The sequence below is a fragment of the Lactococcus sp. AK05 genome (assembly GCF_041026685.1).
Lineage (GTDB): Bacteria > Bacillota > Bacilli > Lactobacillales > Streptococcaceae > Lactococcus > Lactococcus lactis.
Window position 1 is genome coordinate 821978 of sequence record NZ_JBFTEI010000001.1, and the last position, 16255, is coordinate 838232.

Genomic DNA, 16255 nt, shown 5'->3' on the forward strand with positions numbered 1-16255 from the left:
TTAAACTCCAAATTGATTTGATGAAATACGATGCGTTTGCCAAAGAATAATAATAAATACGATGGCAAAAACAATACTTTTTGTTAATGCAACTAAACCATCATGACCTTTTAACATTCCAAGTGCATCTCCCATATCTATTGCAATTTTTGACAAGAAACTATAAACTCCCATTACAATCATAATAACTGCAGGTTGGAAGATATAAGCTAAAGTTTTCTTGATATATGTAATTCCAATTTGTCGATGTTCTTCTGAAGCAAAAGATGACATTGGAATTGGCCCTAATGCAAATAAGACATAAAGTTGGAAGAATCGAAGAATTATGATAACCCAAATCATGACATAAGCAACGAGCTGAACTACAAAAGCAACCGCAAAAGCCAAGCCGTACGACAAAGCATTACCAGGATTCACGACAAGTGAAGCTAATCCTGCTAAACCATCTAAGACATTTTTTGGCGCATCCACAGAAGGCGGATTGACTAGATCAAGTGTTGAACCAGCAAAAAGGGCAATCAACTTAACAAAACCTATTCCAATTAACATTAAAAATTGGAATAGGTATGGCCAAAGTGCCACCATAATCCCTGCTAAAGCTGCTTGCCAGGCAATAGCCTGAAACATCTTTAGCGTTACAACTCCTGAATTGGAACTATTTACACGTTCATATATTTTTGCAATTTCAAGCATTAGGAGAATTCCTACAATATATAATCCCACCTGCATCGTTGCATTCGTTACAATACTATTTACCCAGTCAAAAGAACTCTTATTATAATCACTTAGTGTCTTAGAAAAAATATCAACCAAATTCATATTGGCCACCTCTTTCTTTCTCTCTTAGTTCCCTGGTGGGTTTGAAAAGACACCTGTAATCATTGAACCTGCACCAACAGCCATCAAAAGAATTCCACCTAAGATTAACCAGGATGCCTCCATTTTCCCTTGACTGTCGTTTTGGCGACCAGATTGAACAAGTTGAACAATACCCCAAATGGCAAGCATCACCCCCCCTCCTGAGATTAACCACACCAGGTCTTGAGCAATGTTACTTCCTGGGTTGGTCGCAAGTGTTACGGTAGACAATTTATCTGTAAGATTTTTCATTTATTTTAGTTTCCTTTTCTTTTTTTATTTCTTTAAATCCATTCAATTTCAATAGTTTCGCTGTTGGTAGGATGCGTTGCATTATAAGCCTCTAGGGCATTTTTATAACGTTTGACCTCATACCAATTTTTATCAGTTGGTTTATGAGCAAAATATTTAGCATTTGGATGCTTTTTATAGTTGTATTTATCAACTTTAAACATTGGAAAACTTGCAATTTTGACCAAAGCTTTTTTACGAGGGAGATTCCCTACCTCTCCTTGTTGAATCACTTCCCTCTTCATAGGTTCAGAGCGAATTCCGTTTCTATCTCTTGTTTTCTTGTAAATCGTTTTGTTCCCTGCAGCTTCTGAAAACCACTTTGTCGTTTCAGGCTCAGTTGAACCTGATAGATAAACCCAACTATCACAAGTTCCAAAGAAAGACTTCCAATCGTCTTTATAAACTTTCACTAACTGATTAATATTTTGGAGCATAATAACAACCGACATTTTCCGACTCCTAAAGACGGATAGCACCTCTTTGATAAGTGGTACTTTTCCAAGGTTCGCAAACTCATCCATGAAAAACTGAATAGGAATTGGCGATTCTCCATTGAAATCATTATCAATTTTATTTTCCAAAATACGAAAGGCAAGATAGAACACCATCAACGGTAAGAAGTTGAAAGTATCATCAATATCAGGAATTTTTAGAAAGACAGCATATTTTTCGGTACACCATTTTTCAATTTCCAAATTATCATCAGCAATAAATTCTTTAACTTGTTTCAAGTCGAAAATACTGAAGCGTGTGATTGAAATTGCAAGAATACTACCGTGAGTTTTTCCTTCAAAGTTATTTTTGAAATTTTCCCATTGTAAATATGCGTAGTTGTCTTTACCAAATACCACAGCAAAGCGATCAAACATGTTTTCAAGTGTACTTTTTACATCAGGGTCTTTTCTCTTCAGCAGGCGAATCATCTCACCGACTTGAGCAAGGTTAGGCATTACGCCATCTCCTGGCTTAACATCATCTCCTCGATAACGATAATAAAGATAAGCCATTAAAGCAGTAATCAGTAGCTCCTCAGCTTTATCCCAAAAGGGCTCTCCCTTTTTTTCATGATCTGCATTTGTCGCATCGATCAACATCTTGATGACTTTTTTAAGAGAAACCTCATCGTGAATATAGGCGAAGGGGTTGAAATGGTCTGTATTTTTTAAAGTGTCAAAATCCACTTGTAGCACTTTATAGCCATGAGATTCAAGCATAGCCCCTACTTTATGGATTGTTTGGCCTTTAGGGTCTGTCATCAAGAAACTGCAGTTCATCTGCGCAATATTGCTCATTGAAAATGAAGTAGTTTTCCAAGAACCTGCCCCACCAATAAGCATCACGTTATTATTTCTTTGAAACATTGCGTTAGATAGCTCACTCAAGCTTTTAAACAAGCCATTACCCAAAATAATGTTGTCCCATTTATTTTTATTGGCAAATAGCTTCTTTTCCTTTGGGGTTGCAAATCTATCTGTCCCATATTCAGCACCAGGCATATACTCTCTACTATCTCTCAAGAAATAGATTAGAACAATTAAAGCTAAAGTACCTAAAAAGCCCCATATTGGTGCTTTCTCAAGAGAGAATGATAAAGGGTGTTGCATAATGGCTTGAGGAAACTCCATTGCAGCAATAAGCTGATTGGGTGGTTTAGCCGACTGATAGAGTTCAATAATACGATTGACTAGATAACCAATGACTATCCCTAAAACAAAATGAGGAATAATGCTTTTTTTATTCGCCAATATCTATCCCTCCTTCAAATGGATTTTCAATAGTGGCATCTACAGTTCCACTACCAACAGTTGAATTTTGATTGCTTTCAACTGTTTTATTAGCTTCTTGTACTTTTTGTTTTTCAGCTTGTTTTGCTTTAATTTCCTCAGCTTCTTTTTGCTTAGAGACTTTAACTTCAGATTCAAAGCTAGGTTGAGTCGCTTTTTCAGGATTTTTTGAGATATCTTCCATTGCTTTATCTAAAGCATTAGCACAAACATTGGCATCTTTAGCAAAAAAATGAAGTTCTTTTTCGCCATTCTCAAGCTCTTTGATATGAAATTGCATCTCATATTCAGCAAGAACTTGTTTCACTTGATCAAGATTCACAGATTTATTTAAAAGCTGCGGTTCAGCAAGCATTTTACCATCACGCATCATGAAATCTAAGTCTTTTTCACCAGAACTTTGCTTCATTTCATTAAATTGTCGGCTTAATGAATCCATTGTTGCTCTTCGCTGCAAATCATTTTGTCTTAGAAATTGAGCTTCCATTTCAGGAGTTGTTTCTAACCCAAGCTTACTTCTAAGCTCTTTAAATTGATTATTATCCAATTGACCTGAAGCTCTTTGTCTTTGGCGCTGATTGGCAGACCGCCTAACAGCCATCAACATACGAAACAAATCCCTCAAATTTTGAGGGACTTGTCTTGTCATAGCATGAAAGGCTTGTTGTTGTTCTTCAGACATTTTCTATCTTTCTAATAGTTGAATCCTTCTTCAGCAGCCGCTTCTTGAATTGGCTCATTACCGAAGTATGATTCTAGCGCTAGCAGCAAATTTTTTGCGGTTTGTTCAGTTAAAGTTAAACCTTTTCCCATTTTTCCTTCAGGAGACCATTGTCGTAAATCAATCACTGATTTATTGCCATTATAGGAAACTAAATTTAATTCAGTTGTCCAATTTTTTCTTGAACGGTCAAGAATTGCAATTTCTTCAGTTTTTTCAAAGTTAAAATCACTTTGTGTGTTATTATTTGTTAAATCTAAAACCATAATATTTTTCCTTTCAGAAATTAAAAAGCTGAATATACTTCAGCTTTACATTAATTATTTACGAATCTTACCAATAACCCTGCGATAAGTAGTAACAATCCATTGGCGTTTAAGATATGCGGCAAAACCTAATAAAGCTGCACCAAAGATTGAAATACCTAAAGCAGCTTTGCCTTCACCAGTTGTTGGAAGTGAACCTGCGACTTTTTCTACAATTGATTTTAGCTTTTCATCTACTTTTCCATACCATTTATCATCGTCTGATACATGTTTCTTAGAGTAAACTCCAATTCCATCAATTGTTACTTTGTCCCCATGTAGTTCGCCCTCTGGTAGTGCATCAAGCGTTCCTGAACCGATAACAGACTCTTTGGGTTGTAAAACTAAAAGTTTTCCGTCAAGTTCAAATTCTCCGTCTTTATTGACAGATAACTTTTTATCATTGTACGTAAAAGTCATGCCTTTAATATTAACTGAACCATTAGTAGTTTTGTCAACAACTTTAATATGAGTTAAAGGCTCAGTTCCATTATTTGTACCACGGAAGAATATTTTGGTTTCAGCATTTGGCTTAACTTCAAAATATGTATCTTCTGTGTCATGGTCATTAACTCCAACATTGTTATCTTTATCTGTGTGATTACCATTCCCAGCATCAGGAACTTTAGCATTTGCTTTCTCAACATCAATAGACGGAGTGACTTTATCAACCGTCAACGTTTGGTCTTGGTCTTTTAAGTCATCATGTTTGGCTTTAGGTTCGTCAATTTCAGGATTTGCGGACGCATCAAAATCATTTTCAGTAAACACGTAAGTGACTTTAGAATCGTCAGGAATGTCAAAATCTTTAGTAGTGTCAACAGTTGTATCAAAGCGATGTTGTTGTGTTTTGACCGTTTCGTCATCAGCTACATATTTTATAGTTTGGAGAAGTTTATCAGAAGTCACTTTCCCATCTTTATCGGTTACTACACGATGAACATATGATAAAATTTGATCCCCTTTAAGCACGTTTGTAAAGTCAGCAATATCGTATATTGGAGTTTTTTCAGAGACTTCATTAATTTGAATAATCTTGTCTCCGTCTTTAGAATGTGCTTGTGTCTTAATTGTTGGAACAACAGGGGTTACAGGTTTATCCACCAAAGTACCTAGATTAACTTTAAACATGGTATTGTTATCAGTTGTCTTGGAAATTGGAACATCAAGAGTCGTAATCACTTGTTGGGTAACTGTATCTTTAAATTCAACCGTATAACCAGTAATATTACCATCTTTGTCCTTGTTCGTATTTGTGGTAACGGAGATTGGATTGATTAACTGAAGTTTATCGTTGTCTTGAGGGAGTTCTTCAAGCAAATAATCTCCAAAATTAATATTTGAAAAATTAACTTGTCCATTATTGATGAACCCACTTGCATCCTCACTTTGAGATGAGGTTACTTCAATAGGGTCACCTTTTGTATCTCCTTGTGGAGTAAGTCGAAAGGCACGTCCATTTAAACCAGTCAATGAACCATTGACATCTTGTGCTTTAATATAACCAAAGTTAAAGCGCAACACACGGTCAAGAGCAGTCACATCATCAATGTAGTTGCTTGTTTTGTCATCAAACTTATCTTTATCATCAAAATGTACTTTAAAACGTTTTGTTGATAATTCGTAGCCTTCTGGTGCTTTAACTTCGCCCCACTCATAATCAGCGCTGTTATCGAGATTTTTAACACCAACCCCTTTAGTCAAATCAGTCAACTTCAATTGAACTTGCTTATCATCGACTTTTTCTCCGTTTGTCACGGTAACAGGGTAGCCATCTTGTCCGTCAGAATACTTAACAAGCGTATCTGTGCCTGCTTTATACAAGCCCCAAACTGAACCAGTTAACTGAGCCTCACCCTGAGTATCTGTACTGTAAGTGTCTGCATCATGCTTCAGTAATGTGGTTTCTCCTAAACCGATAACATTTACATTAAGGCCTGCTAGAGCATTTGAAGGGTCTTTAGTGGCAATAACAGACTGGCTCTTATCTCCAGTTTTATCGCCATCGGTAGAGTAAATGAAATATGGAAGGTCATTATCAGTAAAACCATTGCTTTTATTAACAAATTGTACTGCGTTTTTTACATTACCATGAGCAACACTACTATCTGCTTTAAGTTTTAAATTATTTCCAGATACGCTCTCTGTAAGACCAGGAACATTATTTTTTACATAAGGGAAATTAGGGAGAACTGCTTTAGTATCAGTAACTGTCTTTTCTACTCCTTGAATTAATTGAATCGTTTGACCATTAAAACTAGGGAGTTCACGCATTTTCTCAGCTTTTTTAATTAAATCATTTGCACCATCTTTGACTTTTTGCATGTCTTGAACTTCAGAACCGTCTACAGCTTTCAAGTCAGCAACTTTATGTTTTGCGACACCATACTGATCCATCAAATAATAGATTGCAACTCGACCTTCAGCATAAGATTCTGTATCTCCTTTTTGACGAGCCATAAATGCAACGTTGTTAACGATAGCTTTTTGTTCACTAGTTAGCTTAGCAAATAACTGATTTGTCGCATCTGCTTGCGCTGTAACAGAATTAGACTCCAAAGCGATTCCGAGACCTACACAAAAGACTGGCGTATTATCATCTAAGAATAACTTTGTTAACGTCGAATTAGAACCATCTTCTAAGGTGATATGAAGAATTGGTTCAGCGTCTTTGTAATTTACATGTGAATCTGTTGGTAAATCTGGAAAGACTGAACTAATATTTGCTTTCGTATCCTGTGAAGTCTTAGCATTAGCTGAAAGAACTCCTACCCCAGTCATCAAAAGTAACATTCCACCTACTAAAGCGAATCGCTTCCCTGTTTTCCAATCCAAATAAACTTTGGGTTTTTCATTTTTACTCATAGTAAAAATTTCCTTTCTATTTTTGATTGAATCCAATCAAAAAAACTGACCAAAGGTCAGCTTAGTTTTATTTTAGGCTCTTATGAACCAACAAGAGTAGAGGGAATCGAACCCTCACTAAACTTTAACAATAAGATTTAACAGTTCCTAACTACTCTTCAACATCTATTAATTAATCTTTGATTTCTTTTTGAAATAAAAAAACTCAAAGGATTGTTTCCTTTGAGCTATATACTCTTTTTAGATGATTACTAAACTTGAACTGGACGAACTCCCCAACTGATGGAATGCCCTGCAAACATCAAATCTTCGACTTCTTTACTGTTATAAACACCAGAAGCATAAGCTGTTGCTTGGGCATCACTATCAAAGTTTTGACTATATTTTACAACGCCATCTACTGATACCCACCCCATATACTTAACAGTTGGTTGAGGACTTGGGGTAGGTTGAACATTATTTCCACTATTATTTGAGTTGTTGTTTGAGTTACTATTTCCGTTATTGGAATTACTATTCCCTTGATTAGAACCATTGGAATTGGTGTTAGTACCTGTATTAGCGCTTGTTCCGCCTCCGTTGTAAGAAGGAGTTACGTTTGAGCTTGTGGAGCTATCCGAACTATTAGAGTTGTTTTCTTGAGGAGTTGGAGCGATTTCTTGATCAGATGAATCTACAACTTTTGTTTGTTTAGATTCTTGTGATGTTTGTTGTTTGGCTTGAGCAGCTTTGGCAGCTTCTTGCGCTTGTTTGTTGCTTTCATCAAACAGTTTTTGGAGTTGAGCTTTTACGCTAGCATCATTTTTATCCGTTAAAGCATTAATTGCCGCCTGTGCTGTTTTTTGTTTATTGGCATCCGTCGCATGTGCTTGATAGTCTTTAACTGCTGCTTGAGCTTTTTTGATAAGTGAAAGACGATTATTTAGTACTTTAACCAAATCATCATCTTTTGTTTTTTCTTTTTGGTCAGTCAATTTAGCAATCGCATCATTGACAGCTTTAATTGATGCATCAGTAGGATTTTTGGTCGCTGTAGCAAGTAGTGCCGTTACTTGTTTTTGTTGGGCTACTTTTTTTTCTTTAACTAATTGTTCAGCTTTTGCTTTTTTGTCAACCTTAACTTGCGCATCATGAGCTTTAGTTTTAGCCACTTGTTGAGCATGAACATTATTATTATGATTAACTACCCCTACAGTGATTCCACCAATCCCTAATACTACAACTGCACCTGCAGTAATCATTTGTTTTCTAGTAAATTTTTTCATAAAATCTCTCCTTAATGACACAAATCAATTTCTTCTTTGGTTTTTCCGCCACATTTTTTCCAGATAAACTTTAAAAGTTTCCATAATAATTTGTAATAGAGTTTGAGTAGAAAGAATAATATCATAAACACTCCCAAAAACATATAAATAATTAGACCAAATAGGCTAAATCCATCATTTCTTCTCATAATATTCGATTCCTCTCACTTTTAAAGTTGATAACATATTTGTCATCATTTAGTTTAAATTAAAACATTTATTGTTTTGTACTGTCAATTTCACCTCTTATTCTATCATATTGATCTTTCTTTTAAACAAAACTTAAAATTTAATCGTTATCATTACATTTTTTTGGTCGTCTGTATCAGACGTTATTAAAATTTTGCGCAAGGTTTATAGCTAACCCCAAACTCAGAGATATTATCCGAAACTAAATATATTAAATAATATACTGAAACGAATGGTCTACCTGTCTCTCAATGCTTCACAGCATGAATTAACTAGCATTGCTTTCAGCAATCTCAATTGTGACTATGTTCACCCTTACCCTCAGGCAGTAGGTTTTATCCCAATGTTCTCTCACATCTAGTCGTCCTGTCTTTCTCATTCTCTAATAATTAGAGTTCCGACTTTTCTGTGTGGACTAAGTACTCTTGTACATATACGTGTTAAATTTTTGCACGGTGTGATTTCATCCAAAAGGGAAGAAGATAACTTAATCAATTAACACTCCCCTTTTGCCCCCTTTAGTAGTCACGCTGATGAGGGGGGCGGTCATTGACCAAGCTCAATTAATACCATCTTAACCGAGTCAATGCCGACTATTCAATTGTCAAAGTTCAAAGTCCATTTGCTTTGGAGTCTTGTGCTTCTCCTACTTCTTTTTATTTAATATTCAGCATAAAAAGTTGTAATATTCTTTAGTATAATATTCCGCAAAGAGGGAAATTGGAAATAAGGGAATCGAACCTCTGCCAGTAGTTTTCTAGCGCTCCCTTTGAGCCTATTTCCTAGTTTAATTTATTTTTTTTGAGTTCTTCCTTTTCCTGTAGAGTATAAAGGAGAATTATGATTAACTCTTTCAGCAAGAATCACTCGACCATTTTTGATTTGTTTTATTTCTTGAAAAACGCGTTTATTTTCAATATTGACTGGATGGTATTGATTTTTTCTTTTGATAAGGATATAGGGATAAGTAATGTTACCTTCTTCACCAGTCATGAACATTACTTTTTTTCCATTGAGACTTCTTAATTGTCTCGGAAGCAATATTGCACCTTTAGAATATATATTTGTCATTCAAAACTCCTTTTCTTCACTATTTTTTATAATAAATCGTCTGTATTACCTGCTTTAAGTTAATTTGATAATATGTAGATAGTAAATAGCAATAAAACATATCACGATAGGCAAAACAATTAACAAAAATTTTAAAAGGCTGTTATTACGTATTTCAAAACGTATCTCATCGATAGTATTATCTATAAATAAAATAGATATAATAAACAATAATGCTCCCGAAGATACAATCCCTAGTATACTGATGAAGATTTCTAAGAGCTGCTCACTAATATTTTTCATTATTTTCTTTTACAATCCAAGCATTGGAACCACGTGACCTCTTGTATCAGTCATCTCATTCTCTGGTTTTCCTTTTTGACAATATTTGCAAATGTTATCATCCGTTGGTAAGTGATGAGACCACATTGGGTACATATTTTATCGTTTTTCACCAGCTCCCCTTTCAATTAATACTTATCATCAAGATGAAAATATCTTTTCAAAAAGCTCCTCTGATTTTTGATAGAACTCTATATTATTTTTCTTGTTGTATCTTGCATCATTTTTTAAGTGAAACATAGATTTATTCTCTGTTTTGGCTTTAGCAAGAGGCCCTCTTTCCCAGAAGTAACCCAGGAATGAATCATCAACCTCCATCATTTGGTTAAATGCTTTAACGAAATTTCTATGGTCAACATTCGCAGTTGATGTATCAGGGTTTTTAGCTGCATCCGCAATTATCTTATTACCAATTTTTACTACTTTAGTATTAACGAAAGACTCTCCAGTTATTGGATTGACAATTAATTTTTTCAATTTATTTATGTGATTAACTTCATCAGCAAGCATTGACATGCTATCTCCGTCAACGTCTGCTATTGCTATTACTTTATCAGATACAGCAAGAATGTTATCAGTAATCATATTATGGTCATTGTGGGTATCAAATAAAATATAATCATACTGTTCAGAAAGTTTTTCCATATTGCTGTAATACCATTGAAGAAGGTAATTACGCTGTTTTCCATTCTTAACATCATCCAGTAGCTCCTCTAATTTTGGATTACCTGGTATCAACCAAAGGTTATTATCAACTAGAATCGGCTCAGGAATAGTGTCATTTTTAAAGAAATTTAATACATCATTTTCAGGTTTGATTAAATCTTTTCGTTGACTTACTGGAATAAATCTATTAGTGAGGTTCATCTGGAAATCGAAATCAGCAATTAATACTTTTTTAAGCTTTAGCATCGTTAGAAAATATGCACTATTATAAATAATCGTTGTTTTTCCGACTCCACCTTTAGTAATATTTGCTGAAATCACTTGAACTTTTTTTATATCATTCATGATTTCTGCCCTCTTCATTTCCATTTACATTTTCCCATATTTTTAACTCAATAATTTTCTGAAGAAAAGCACTTGCATTTGGCACTATTTCACCACCTTTGGCAGTTCTAACAAATCCAAAATCAGCGGCTGCTTGCAATAGTTCACTATATTGTCTATCAGTTAACCCAAAATTTCTTTGTTTAGATTTTTCAACAGGTCTAATTGGATTAATTAGAACTGGTTTGATACTTCTCGATTCACTATTTTCGAGTTCAGTATCAGTATTACTTTTGCCTACAAGAGGTCTTGTTTCCCAATTTGATGTAATTAGATTTAATTCTTGACCATTGTCCTCCTTCGGATTTGCAGGTAGACCTGCTTCAATAGTATTGAGGTCAGTATCACTATCAGTATTACCTCCTCGCATAAAATCAAGAAATGAATTTGCTTGTTCGTTATTAGCCATTTGATGACTCCTTTGTGTAAGATTTCTGTCGATTAGACAAGGAAGCCTGTATTCTTCCTAAGCAGACAGAGGGATTCCAACCCACATTCAAGCTATCTTACACAGTGGTGAGACAGAGTGGTGTACTCCACATTACAGGAAGTCTCACCAGTGAGCTTGAGCTTTTGCTATTAAGCGATGTCCGCATCTCTAAACAATTGTTTAGATAAGCAGTTTATTGACATACTTAGGTCAAAGTCTTTATCATTTTTCTGTTTTAATAATGTACAGAAGAGACTGCCTTTCTTGTTGCTATTTTCTGTTGTAATCCTATTCTGAAGTAACTCAAATAGTTTTGTCTACTGTTATATTTATTATCTATCAACTGTTCTTTAACCAACTCAGCAAATGCAATTGATGCCTGTTCTGGGTCAGAGTAATCTAAATCAAATCCAACTCGTGTGGTAAACAAGAAGTCCATTAAGTCGGTTTTGACATCTTCAGAAAAATTTGTTCTCAAAAGAGATTCAATCAATTCTTTTTCAAATGGAAAACATTCAAGATAATCCATTTTTGCTTTTTTAAGTTTATTTTGAACTTCTGAAATTTCTTTATTATTTTCTTCTTCTTCTTCACCATTTATTAGTAAACCTTTATTAATAGATTTAATACCTGTTGATTTTGTGCTGTCCGTTTTATGCTGTTCAAAATCAACACCCATAGAAATCCCATGGTTATCAGTATGTTGATTTTCAACACCCTGATTAACATTAGGTTTAGGGTCACTTGACTTTTGTTTATTTACTACCAATTTTTTATTTCGATAGTATGAAGCAGGCTTTCTATTCGTTCCAGAACGATAAGCAATATCCCAACCAGTTGATAAGTACTCTTCATTTAATTCCTGAATCGTTTCTTCTGAAAATCCTTCATGACTAAAAAGATACTCAAATTGTTGTTTAGGTTTTTTTCCTTTGGAATATGCGATTATGAAATTTTGGTCAAGAAGTTCGTTCCAAATTCTTTCAACTGAGGTTTTTTTATTTTTTTCAAAACATGTATAAAGATTTGTTTTATGAAAAATATAATTATCTGGCATACTTTCCATATAACTTAGTAACCCTCTAGCTTCTAAACTTAAATCATTTCTTTGCAAAAATTCTCTATTTAGACTTTCATAGCCTTTTTGTTTTTTAAATTTCTTAACTGCCATAATATGTTTCCATTTTCTAACTTAAACGTATCCGCCAAGATACGATAAGAATTAAGTTTTAAAGCGAAATCGAGGATTCGAGCCTCTATCGTCCTTATTGACTTAAGTCAACACAGAATTTCGCAAATGCAAGTACTGTTGGCGCAGACCCGCAAGGCTATTATGGCAGATAGCATTTAGTATGAGCAACTGCTCAATGATTTATGTAGGAATCGAACCTAGCATTTTAAGTAATAATGACCAATTAAATCGAAAAATGTATATTTGTGATTTATTTTGTATATTTTGTGTATAAAAATACACCATTCAAAGTATTATTGAATGGTGTTTTGTATTATTTTCAGTTAGGGGTGTTATGTAATTCTTATAGCTTCTTCTTCTTTTGGGGTTGTAAAAGTAATTAAAGTTTTTCGGAAAGATGTTACTTAAAACATATAGGAGTTCTGTGTCACACCTTTTCAAAAGGTTTCGTAAACCTTGATATTATAAGGTTTTTGTGACACGTTACTCTCCTGCTTTTTGTTTTAATTATCTTTCAAAATAGTTTTTCCGAAGTTTTTGTTTTTCCATAAAATAAGATGTTTGAAGATTGTCTTTAATTGACACATCAGCAAATTTTTTTCTTTTTTTATATAGATTCTAACTCTATTTTCTTTTTTATCTAATGCAAAATTTCTTTGGAGATGTTGAGGAACGAAATGTTGTCTTTTCTTTTTTGAGCCATTACTAAATACCGTACTTTTACTTTTTTAGTTTCTAAACTTGATTTTTCACATAAAGGGTTGAGTAAATTTGACTTTACTAAATCTCGATTTATGATATAATTAAATCATAAAACGGTAGCAATACTTCAATCAAAAATGACCGATTACCTGCTAAGTAGAACGGTCATTTTTTATTACTTGTATTAATGATAAGCTCTACTCCATTATTATAACAAAAAATGCCTCTACAAGCCATTATGTCAAGCATCAGTTAAAATGGATACTAAAATTTGAAAGTCACTTTATTATGACTTACTTTATTGCTTTTTGGAAATACTTTATCCCAATTTGAAGTTAGTTTTATTTCATTACTCATCTTTCTCCTCTAATATATCTAAAGAATTTATATTTACAACTTTATTATAATACCTAAAGCTAACTTTAGGTCAAGCGAGAAGATTATAGGGGAACAAAATTTTTAAATTTTATGGAGAGTTTATCATATAGTGTATTGATATTTAAAATTTTGGAGACATTCCATTTAGCTTTTCTTGTGGCCTATCTTCATTGTACCAAACAATATAATCGTCAATCAGTTCATTTTCGTTCTCCGCCTTTTTTAGATATAAATGCTCCGATTTAAGATGAGAACAAAAGTTTTCACAACAGGCATTATCATAACAATTCCCTATTGAGAGTCCACAATGACAATCGCATTATAGTTTCCATTGGCAATTCTACTAATAAATCTTTTTCTATTGTTTTCGTAAAGTCATCCGTAGTTACTATGAGTACCTTACTTTCTGGGAAATACTTATATATTTCTCTACCAAATTGCTCTACAAGTGGTTTAGGAATAACGAACATTGGTTTAGAAATAACACCTAATTCTTGAAGTCTCATCGACGAAGCAAGCAAGGTTAAAGTTTTACCAGAACCCACTTCATGAGCAAGCCCTGCACGTCGTTCTTGAACAATCCGCATAAAAGCATTTTGTTGATGAAGTCTGAGTTGATATTGTTTTGCAAGACCATTGACTGTTAAAGAAGAACCATCATAAGGTTTTACAATAGAACGGTTATAACGTTCATTATAAATTTTAACTATTTCAGGCGATTTCATGACCCATTCTTCAAATTGAGACGCAAGTTCAGTCCCTCTTTCTTGAATAGTTGCTGTGACTTCTGAATCAAGAGTCCTTTTCTTGCCAGTAGGGTCATCAGGGTCAGGTTGATAAATTTTTGGAGCACGTTGATTTAATAGAGTGGTTGCTAATTTGTCTGCAGGGTAACTTTGATTTTTCCGTGAGTTTCTATAACCATATTTATCAATAACCGCATAGGTTCTAGTCATTTCTAATTCTACTCTGTAAGTATCTGTCTAATAAGAAGAGGTTGAGAAGAAACTGGTGGTATAAGATTTTTTACATTAAAGCCTAAGATTAACTTCTTTTTCATACTAGTTGAAAGGTTGCGTCTTTCCTCGTATCACGATAATCTGTTCATCTATTTCCTGATAATTTCACTTACCAATTCGCCAAGCTGCTTACGCTGAAGGTAACGAAGTAAATTACGGATAATGATTTATGATAAGAAGTGTGATTTGAGATACTGCTATATGATTTTTTTAATTATTCCTAGCAATATTATTGCTAAAGCAGTTAAAATTGCGGACAGTGTCCATAACAATTTAAAGCCAATTTGTGACAAAAAAAGTGAAATAACGCCACTTGCCAAAAGACTAGCCAACCCTAAAATCACAGGAAGCAATGACAAAATTGTTGCTCTTATTGTAATTGTTTGAGCTGTTCAATGAGTTGAGGATTCCCTTGATTGAATTTCACTCGTTCTGTTTGAGTAAGTATTTCTTTATCTAATTGTTCAAGTGCTAATTCTACCTTTTCCATATTTGTGATAAACTCTTCTCCGAGATGTTTGAAAGATTCTTGCCCACTAATTCCATGACGACTTAGTAAGTTTGTTGCTTCAAATAAGTCATGCACATAGTTCATTCCATAATTTTTTCTAGCAGGGATACGTTCATTTTCTTTTGAGAGTTGACCGATAATTTCTTTTCCTAAAAGAATAGATGAATAGTTTTGGTTTTCTCGTTTAAAAACTTAAATTTTGAAAAATTATTAAGATGAAGCTCAAAATTTTCTCCTACTTTATCAATAAAAGTCGATTCTATGGAATGGCCTTAGATAACTACCAATACCAGGTTGTATAATCTAACAACAGAAATCAAGTACAAGTAGGAAACACTTAAACATGCTGGGCAGACTTTCCATAATCATCAATAATTATATTTGAATTAAATTTTTTCTCAATTGATTATGTGACTTTGATTATAGAAAATTTTTTCTTATGGCTCATTTATTTTTAATAAAAAGAGTTAGAACTCTTTCTAACTCTTTTTTTGTATATTATTTCAGTTTATTTACTTGCAAATTGAATAACCATATTAAAAAGAAGGGCACCTAAGCTACCACCAATGATTGGACCTAAAACAGGTATCCATGCGTAAGACCAGTCTGAATCTCCTTTACCTTTGATAGGTAAGATGGCATGCATGATGCGAGGTCCTAAGTCACGTGCGGGATTTAGAGAGTAACCTGTCGTTGCACCAAGTGATAAACCAATGGCTGTGATAATGGCACCTACTAAAAGGGGGGAGACACCCGAAGTTTGCGTAATAGCGTATTGACCGAAGGCGAGAATTCCTGTCGTCAATACTGCAGTACCTACAATTTCACTAATCAAATTTGAGCTTGTCTGACGAAGAGCAGGACCTGTAGAAAAAGTGCCCAAGATATCTGCTGGATTTTTTGTTTCAGCATAGTGAGGGTAAAACATTAGGTAGAGGATAATGCTGGCGACCATTGCACCAAGCATTTGCGCAATAATATAAGGAATAACCAAACTCCAGCTAAAGCTCCCAATCATTGCCATTGCAATTGTTACTGCTGGATTCAAATGGGCAGGCGACATAAATCCAGAAATGTAAACCCCCATCATTACTGCAAATCCCCAACCGAGAGTGATAGCAACCCAACCCGCTCCTGTTGCTTTCGTTTTGTTCAGGACAACGCCTGAAACGACCCCGTTACCAAGAAGTATTAAGATAAATGTTCCTAAAAATTCACCAAGTAGCTGTACCATTTCTGAGTGCATATTGACTCCTTATTT

At 34.2% G+C, this 16255-nt stretch carries 17 protein-coding genes; 1 reads left to right on the forward strand and 16 read right to left on the reverse strand.

Features of this window, described 5'->3' with window-relative positions; translation table 11 throughout:
• The 14 genes from AB6B24_RS03935 to AB6B24_RS04000 all read right to left on the reverse strand — a co-directional run bounded on the left by AB6B24_RS03935 (nucleotide 1) and on the right by AB6B24_RS04000 (nucleotide 14420).
• Nucleotides 1-819 carry a type IV secretion system protein gene (locus AB6B24_RS03935; RefSeq protein ID WP_058208598.1) on the reverse strand — a complete coding sequence of 273 codons (819 nt, stop codon included), beginning with the start codon at nucleotides 817-819 and terminating at the stop codon, nucleotides 1-3.
• Between the two features lie 24 nt (nucleotides 820-843).
• On the reverse strand, nucleotides 844-1110 hold the full coding sequence (locus AB6B24_RS03940) for a hypothetical protein (protein ID WP_311804547.1): 267 nt from the start codon (nucleotides 1108-1110) through the stop codon (nucleotides 844-846).
• A gap of 32 nt (nucleotides 1111-1142) precedes the next feature.
• Nucleotides 1143-2897 carry a VirD4-like conjugal transfer protein, CD1115 family gene (locus tag AB6B24_RS03945; RefSeq protein WP_311804548.1) on the reverse strand — a complete coding sequence of 585 codons (1755 nt, stop codon included), beginning with the start codon at nucleotides 2895-2897 and terminating at the stop codon, nucleotides 1143-1145.
• Nucleotides 2887-3618, reverse strand: coding sequence for a hypothetical protein (locus tag AB6B24_RS03950; RefSeq protein WP_369164187.1), 732 nt, complete (start codon nucleotides 3616-3618; stop codon nucleotides 2887-2889). Before AB6B24_RS03950 ends, AB6B24_RS03945 begins: the two co-directional genes overlap by 11 nt.
• An 11-nt stretch (nucleotides 3619-3629) precedes the next feature.
• On the reverse strand, nucleotides 3630-3923 hold the full coding sequence (locus AB6B24_RS03955) for a YdbC family protein (protein ID WP_058208601.1): 294 nt from the start codon (nucleotides 3921-3923) through the stop codon (nucleotides 3630-3632).
• A 54-nt stretch (nucleotides 3924-3977) separates the two neighbouring features.
• Complete coding sequence (locus AB6B24_RS03960; RefSeq protein WP_058208602.1) at nucleotides 3978-6827, reverse strand: SpaA isopeptide-forming pilin-related protein; 2850 nt, start codon at nucleotides 6825-6827, stop codon at nucleotides 3978-3980.
• Between the two features lie 251 nt (nucleotides 6828-7078).
• Nucleotides 7079-8092 carry a hypothetical protein gene (locus tag AB6B24_RS03965; RefSeq protein WP_369164188.1) on the reverse strand — a complete coding sequence of 338 codons (1014 nt, stop codon included), beginning with the start codon at nucleotides 8090-8092 and terminating at the stop codon, nucleotides 7079-7081.
• 1020 nt (nucleotides 8093-9112) lie between these two features.
• Nucleotides 9113-9391 carry a hypothetical protein gene (locus tag AB6B24_RS03970; protein WP_058208604.1) on the reverse strand — a complete coding sequence of 93 codons (279 nt, stop codon included), beginning with the start codon at nucleotides 9389-9391 and terminating at the stop codon, nucleotides 9113-9115.
• Between the two features lie 291 nt (nucleotides 9392-9682).
• Nucleotides 9683-9808, reverse strand: coding sequence for a hypothetical protein (locus AB6B24_RS03975; RefSeq protein ID WP_268766202.1), 126 nt, complete (start codon nucleotides 9806-9808; stop codon nucleotides 9683-9685).
• Nucleotides 9809-9853: 45 nt separating this feature from the next.
• A complete protein-coding gene (locus tag AB6B24_RS03980) occupies nucleotides 9854-10747 on the reverse strand; it encodes a ParA family protein (RefSeq protein WP_311802658.1) in 894 nt (297 codons plus the stop codon).
• The gene (locus AB6B24_RS03985) at nucleotides 10716-11171 is read right to left on the reverse strand and encodes a hypothetical protein (RefSeq protein WP_311802660.1); all 456 of its coding nucleotides are present in this window, start codon (nucleotides 11169-11171) and stop codon (nucleotides 10716-10718) included. Before AB6B24_RS03985 ends, AB6B24_RS03980 begins: the two co-directional genes overlap by 32 nt.
• Before the next feature lie 256 nt (nucleotides 11172-11427).
• The gene (locus tag AB6B24_RS03990; protein ID WP_311802661.1) at nucleotides 11428-12363 is read right to left on the reverse strand and encodes a hypothetical protein; all 936 of its coding nucleotides are present in this window, start codon (nucleotides 12361-12363) and stop codon (nucleotides 11428-11430) included.
• Between the two features lie 1222 nt (nucleotides 12364-13585).
• The gene (locus AB6B24_RS03995; protein ID WP_369164223.1) at nucleotides 13586-13759 is read right to left on the reverse strand and encodes an IS3 family transposase; all 174 of its coding nucleotides are present in this window, start codon (nucleotides 13757-13759) and stop codon (nucleotides 13586-13588) included.
• The gene (locus AB6B24_RS04000; RefSeq protein WP_311802662.1) at nucleotides 13743-14420 is read right to left on the reverse strand and encodes a DEAD/DEAH box helicase family protein; all 678 of its coding nucleotides are present in this window, start codon (nucleotides 14418-14420) and stop codon (nucleotides 13743-13745) included. Before AB6B24_RS04000 ends, AB6B24_RS03995 begins: the two co-directional genes overlap by 17 nt.
• A gap of 264 nt (nucleotides 14421-14684) precedes the next feature.
• On the opposite strand from AB6B24_RS04000, the gene AB6B24_RS04005 reads away from it, so the two are divergent.
• Nucleotides 14685-14870, forward strand: a complete 186-nt coding sequence (locus AB6B24_RS04005) for a hypothetical protein (protein ID WP_153241783.1) — start codon at nucleotides 14685-14687, stop codon at nucleotides 14868-14870.
• Here the strand turns inward: AB6B24_RS04005 and AB6B24_RS04010 are convergent.
• Both AB6B24_RS04010 and AB6B24_RS04015 read right to left on the reverse strand, forming a co-directional pair.
• Nucleotides 14854-15078 carry a helical hairpin domain-containing protein gene (locus AB6B24_RS04010; protein WP_311802663.1) on the reverse strand — a complete coding sequence of 75 codons (225 nt, stop codon included), beginning with the start codon at nucleotides 15076-15078 and terminating at the stop codon, nucleotides 14854-14856. The two genes, AB6B24_RS04005 and AB6B24_RS04010, sit on opposite strands and share 17 nt — an antisense overlap.
• A gap of 424 nt (nucleotides 15079-15502) precedes the next feature.
• The gene (locus AB6B24_RS04015) at nucleotides 15503-16240 is read right to left on the reverse strand and encodes an MIP/aquaporin family protein (RefSeq protein WP_038600887.1); all 738 of its coding nucleotides are present in this window, start codon (nucleotides 16238-16240) and stop codon (nucleotides 15503-15505) included.
• Nucleotides 16241-16255: the final 15 nt, after the last annotated feature.

Excerpts from the sequence above, each read along its gene's own strand:
- AB6B24_RS03935 (WP_058208598.1), bottom strand. The coding sequence starts at position 819 with ATGAATTTGGTTGATATTTTTTCTAAGACACTAAGTGATTATAATAAG.
- AB6B24_RS03940 (WP_311804547.1), bottom strand. The coding sequence starts at position 1,110 with ATGAAAAATCTTACAGATAAATTGTCTACCGTAACACTTGCGACCAAC.
- AB6B24_RS03950 (WP_369164187.1), bottom strand. The coding sequence starts at position 3,618 with ATGTCTGAAGAACAACAACAAGCCTTTCATGCTATGACAAGACAAGTC.
- AB6B24_RS03955 (WP_058208601.1), bottom strand. The coding sequence starts at position 3,923 with ATGGTTTTAGATTTAACAAATAATAACACACAAAGTGATTTTAACTTT.
- AB6B24_RS03960 (WP_058208602.1), bottom strand. The coding sequence starts at position 6,827 with ATGAGTAAAAATGAAAAACCCAAAGTTTATTTGGATTGGAAAACAGGG.
- AB6B24_RS03965 (WP_369164188.1), bottom strand. The coding sequence starts at position 8,092 with ATGAAAAAATTTACTAGAAAACAAATGATTACTGCAGGTGCAGTTGTA.
- AB6B24_RS03970 (WP_058208604.1), bottom strand. The coding sequence starts at position 9,391 with ATGACAAATATATATTCTAAAGGTGCAATATTGCTTCCGAGACAATTA.
- AB6B24_RS03975 (WP_268766202.1), bottom strand. The coding sequence starts at position 9,808 with ATGTACCCAATGTGGTCTCATCACTTACCAACGGATGATAACATTTGC.
- AB6B24_RS03980 (WP_311802658.1), bottom strand. The coding sequence starts at position 10,747 with ATGGAAATGAAGAGGGCAGAAATCATGAATGATATAAAAAAAGTTCAA.
- AB6B24_RS03985 (WP_311802660.1), bottom strand. The coding sequence starts at position 11,171 with ATGGCTAATAACGAACAAGCAAATTCATTTCTTGATTTTATGCGAGGA.
- AB6B24_RS03990 (WP_311802661.1), bottom strand. The coding sequence starts at position 12,363 with ATGGCAGTTAAGAAATTTAAAAAACAAAAAGGCTATGAAAGTCTAAAT.
- AB6B24_RS04000 (WP_311802662.1), bottom strand. The coding sequence starts at position 14,420 with ATGACTAGAACCTATGCGGTTATTGATAAATATGGTTATAGAAACTCA.
- AB6B24_RS04005 (WP_153241783.1), top strand. The coding sequence starts at position 14,685 with ATGATTTTTTTAATTATTCCTAGCAATATTATTGCTAAAGCAGTTAAA.
- AB6B24_RS04010 (WP_311802663.1), bottom strand. The coding sequence starts at position 15,078 with ATGAACTATGTGCATGACTTATTTGAAGCAACAAACTTACTAAGTCGT.
- AB6B24_RS04015 (WP_038600887.1), bottom strand. The coding sequence starts at position 16,240 with ATGCACTCAGAAATGGTACAGCTACTTGGTGAATTTTTAGGAACATTT.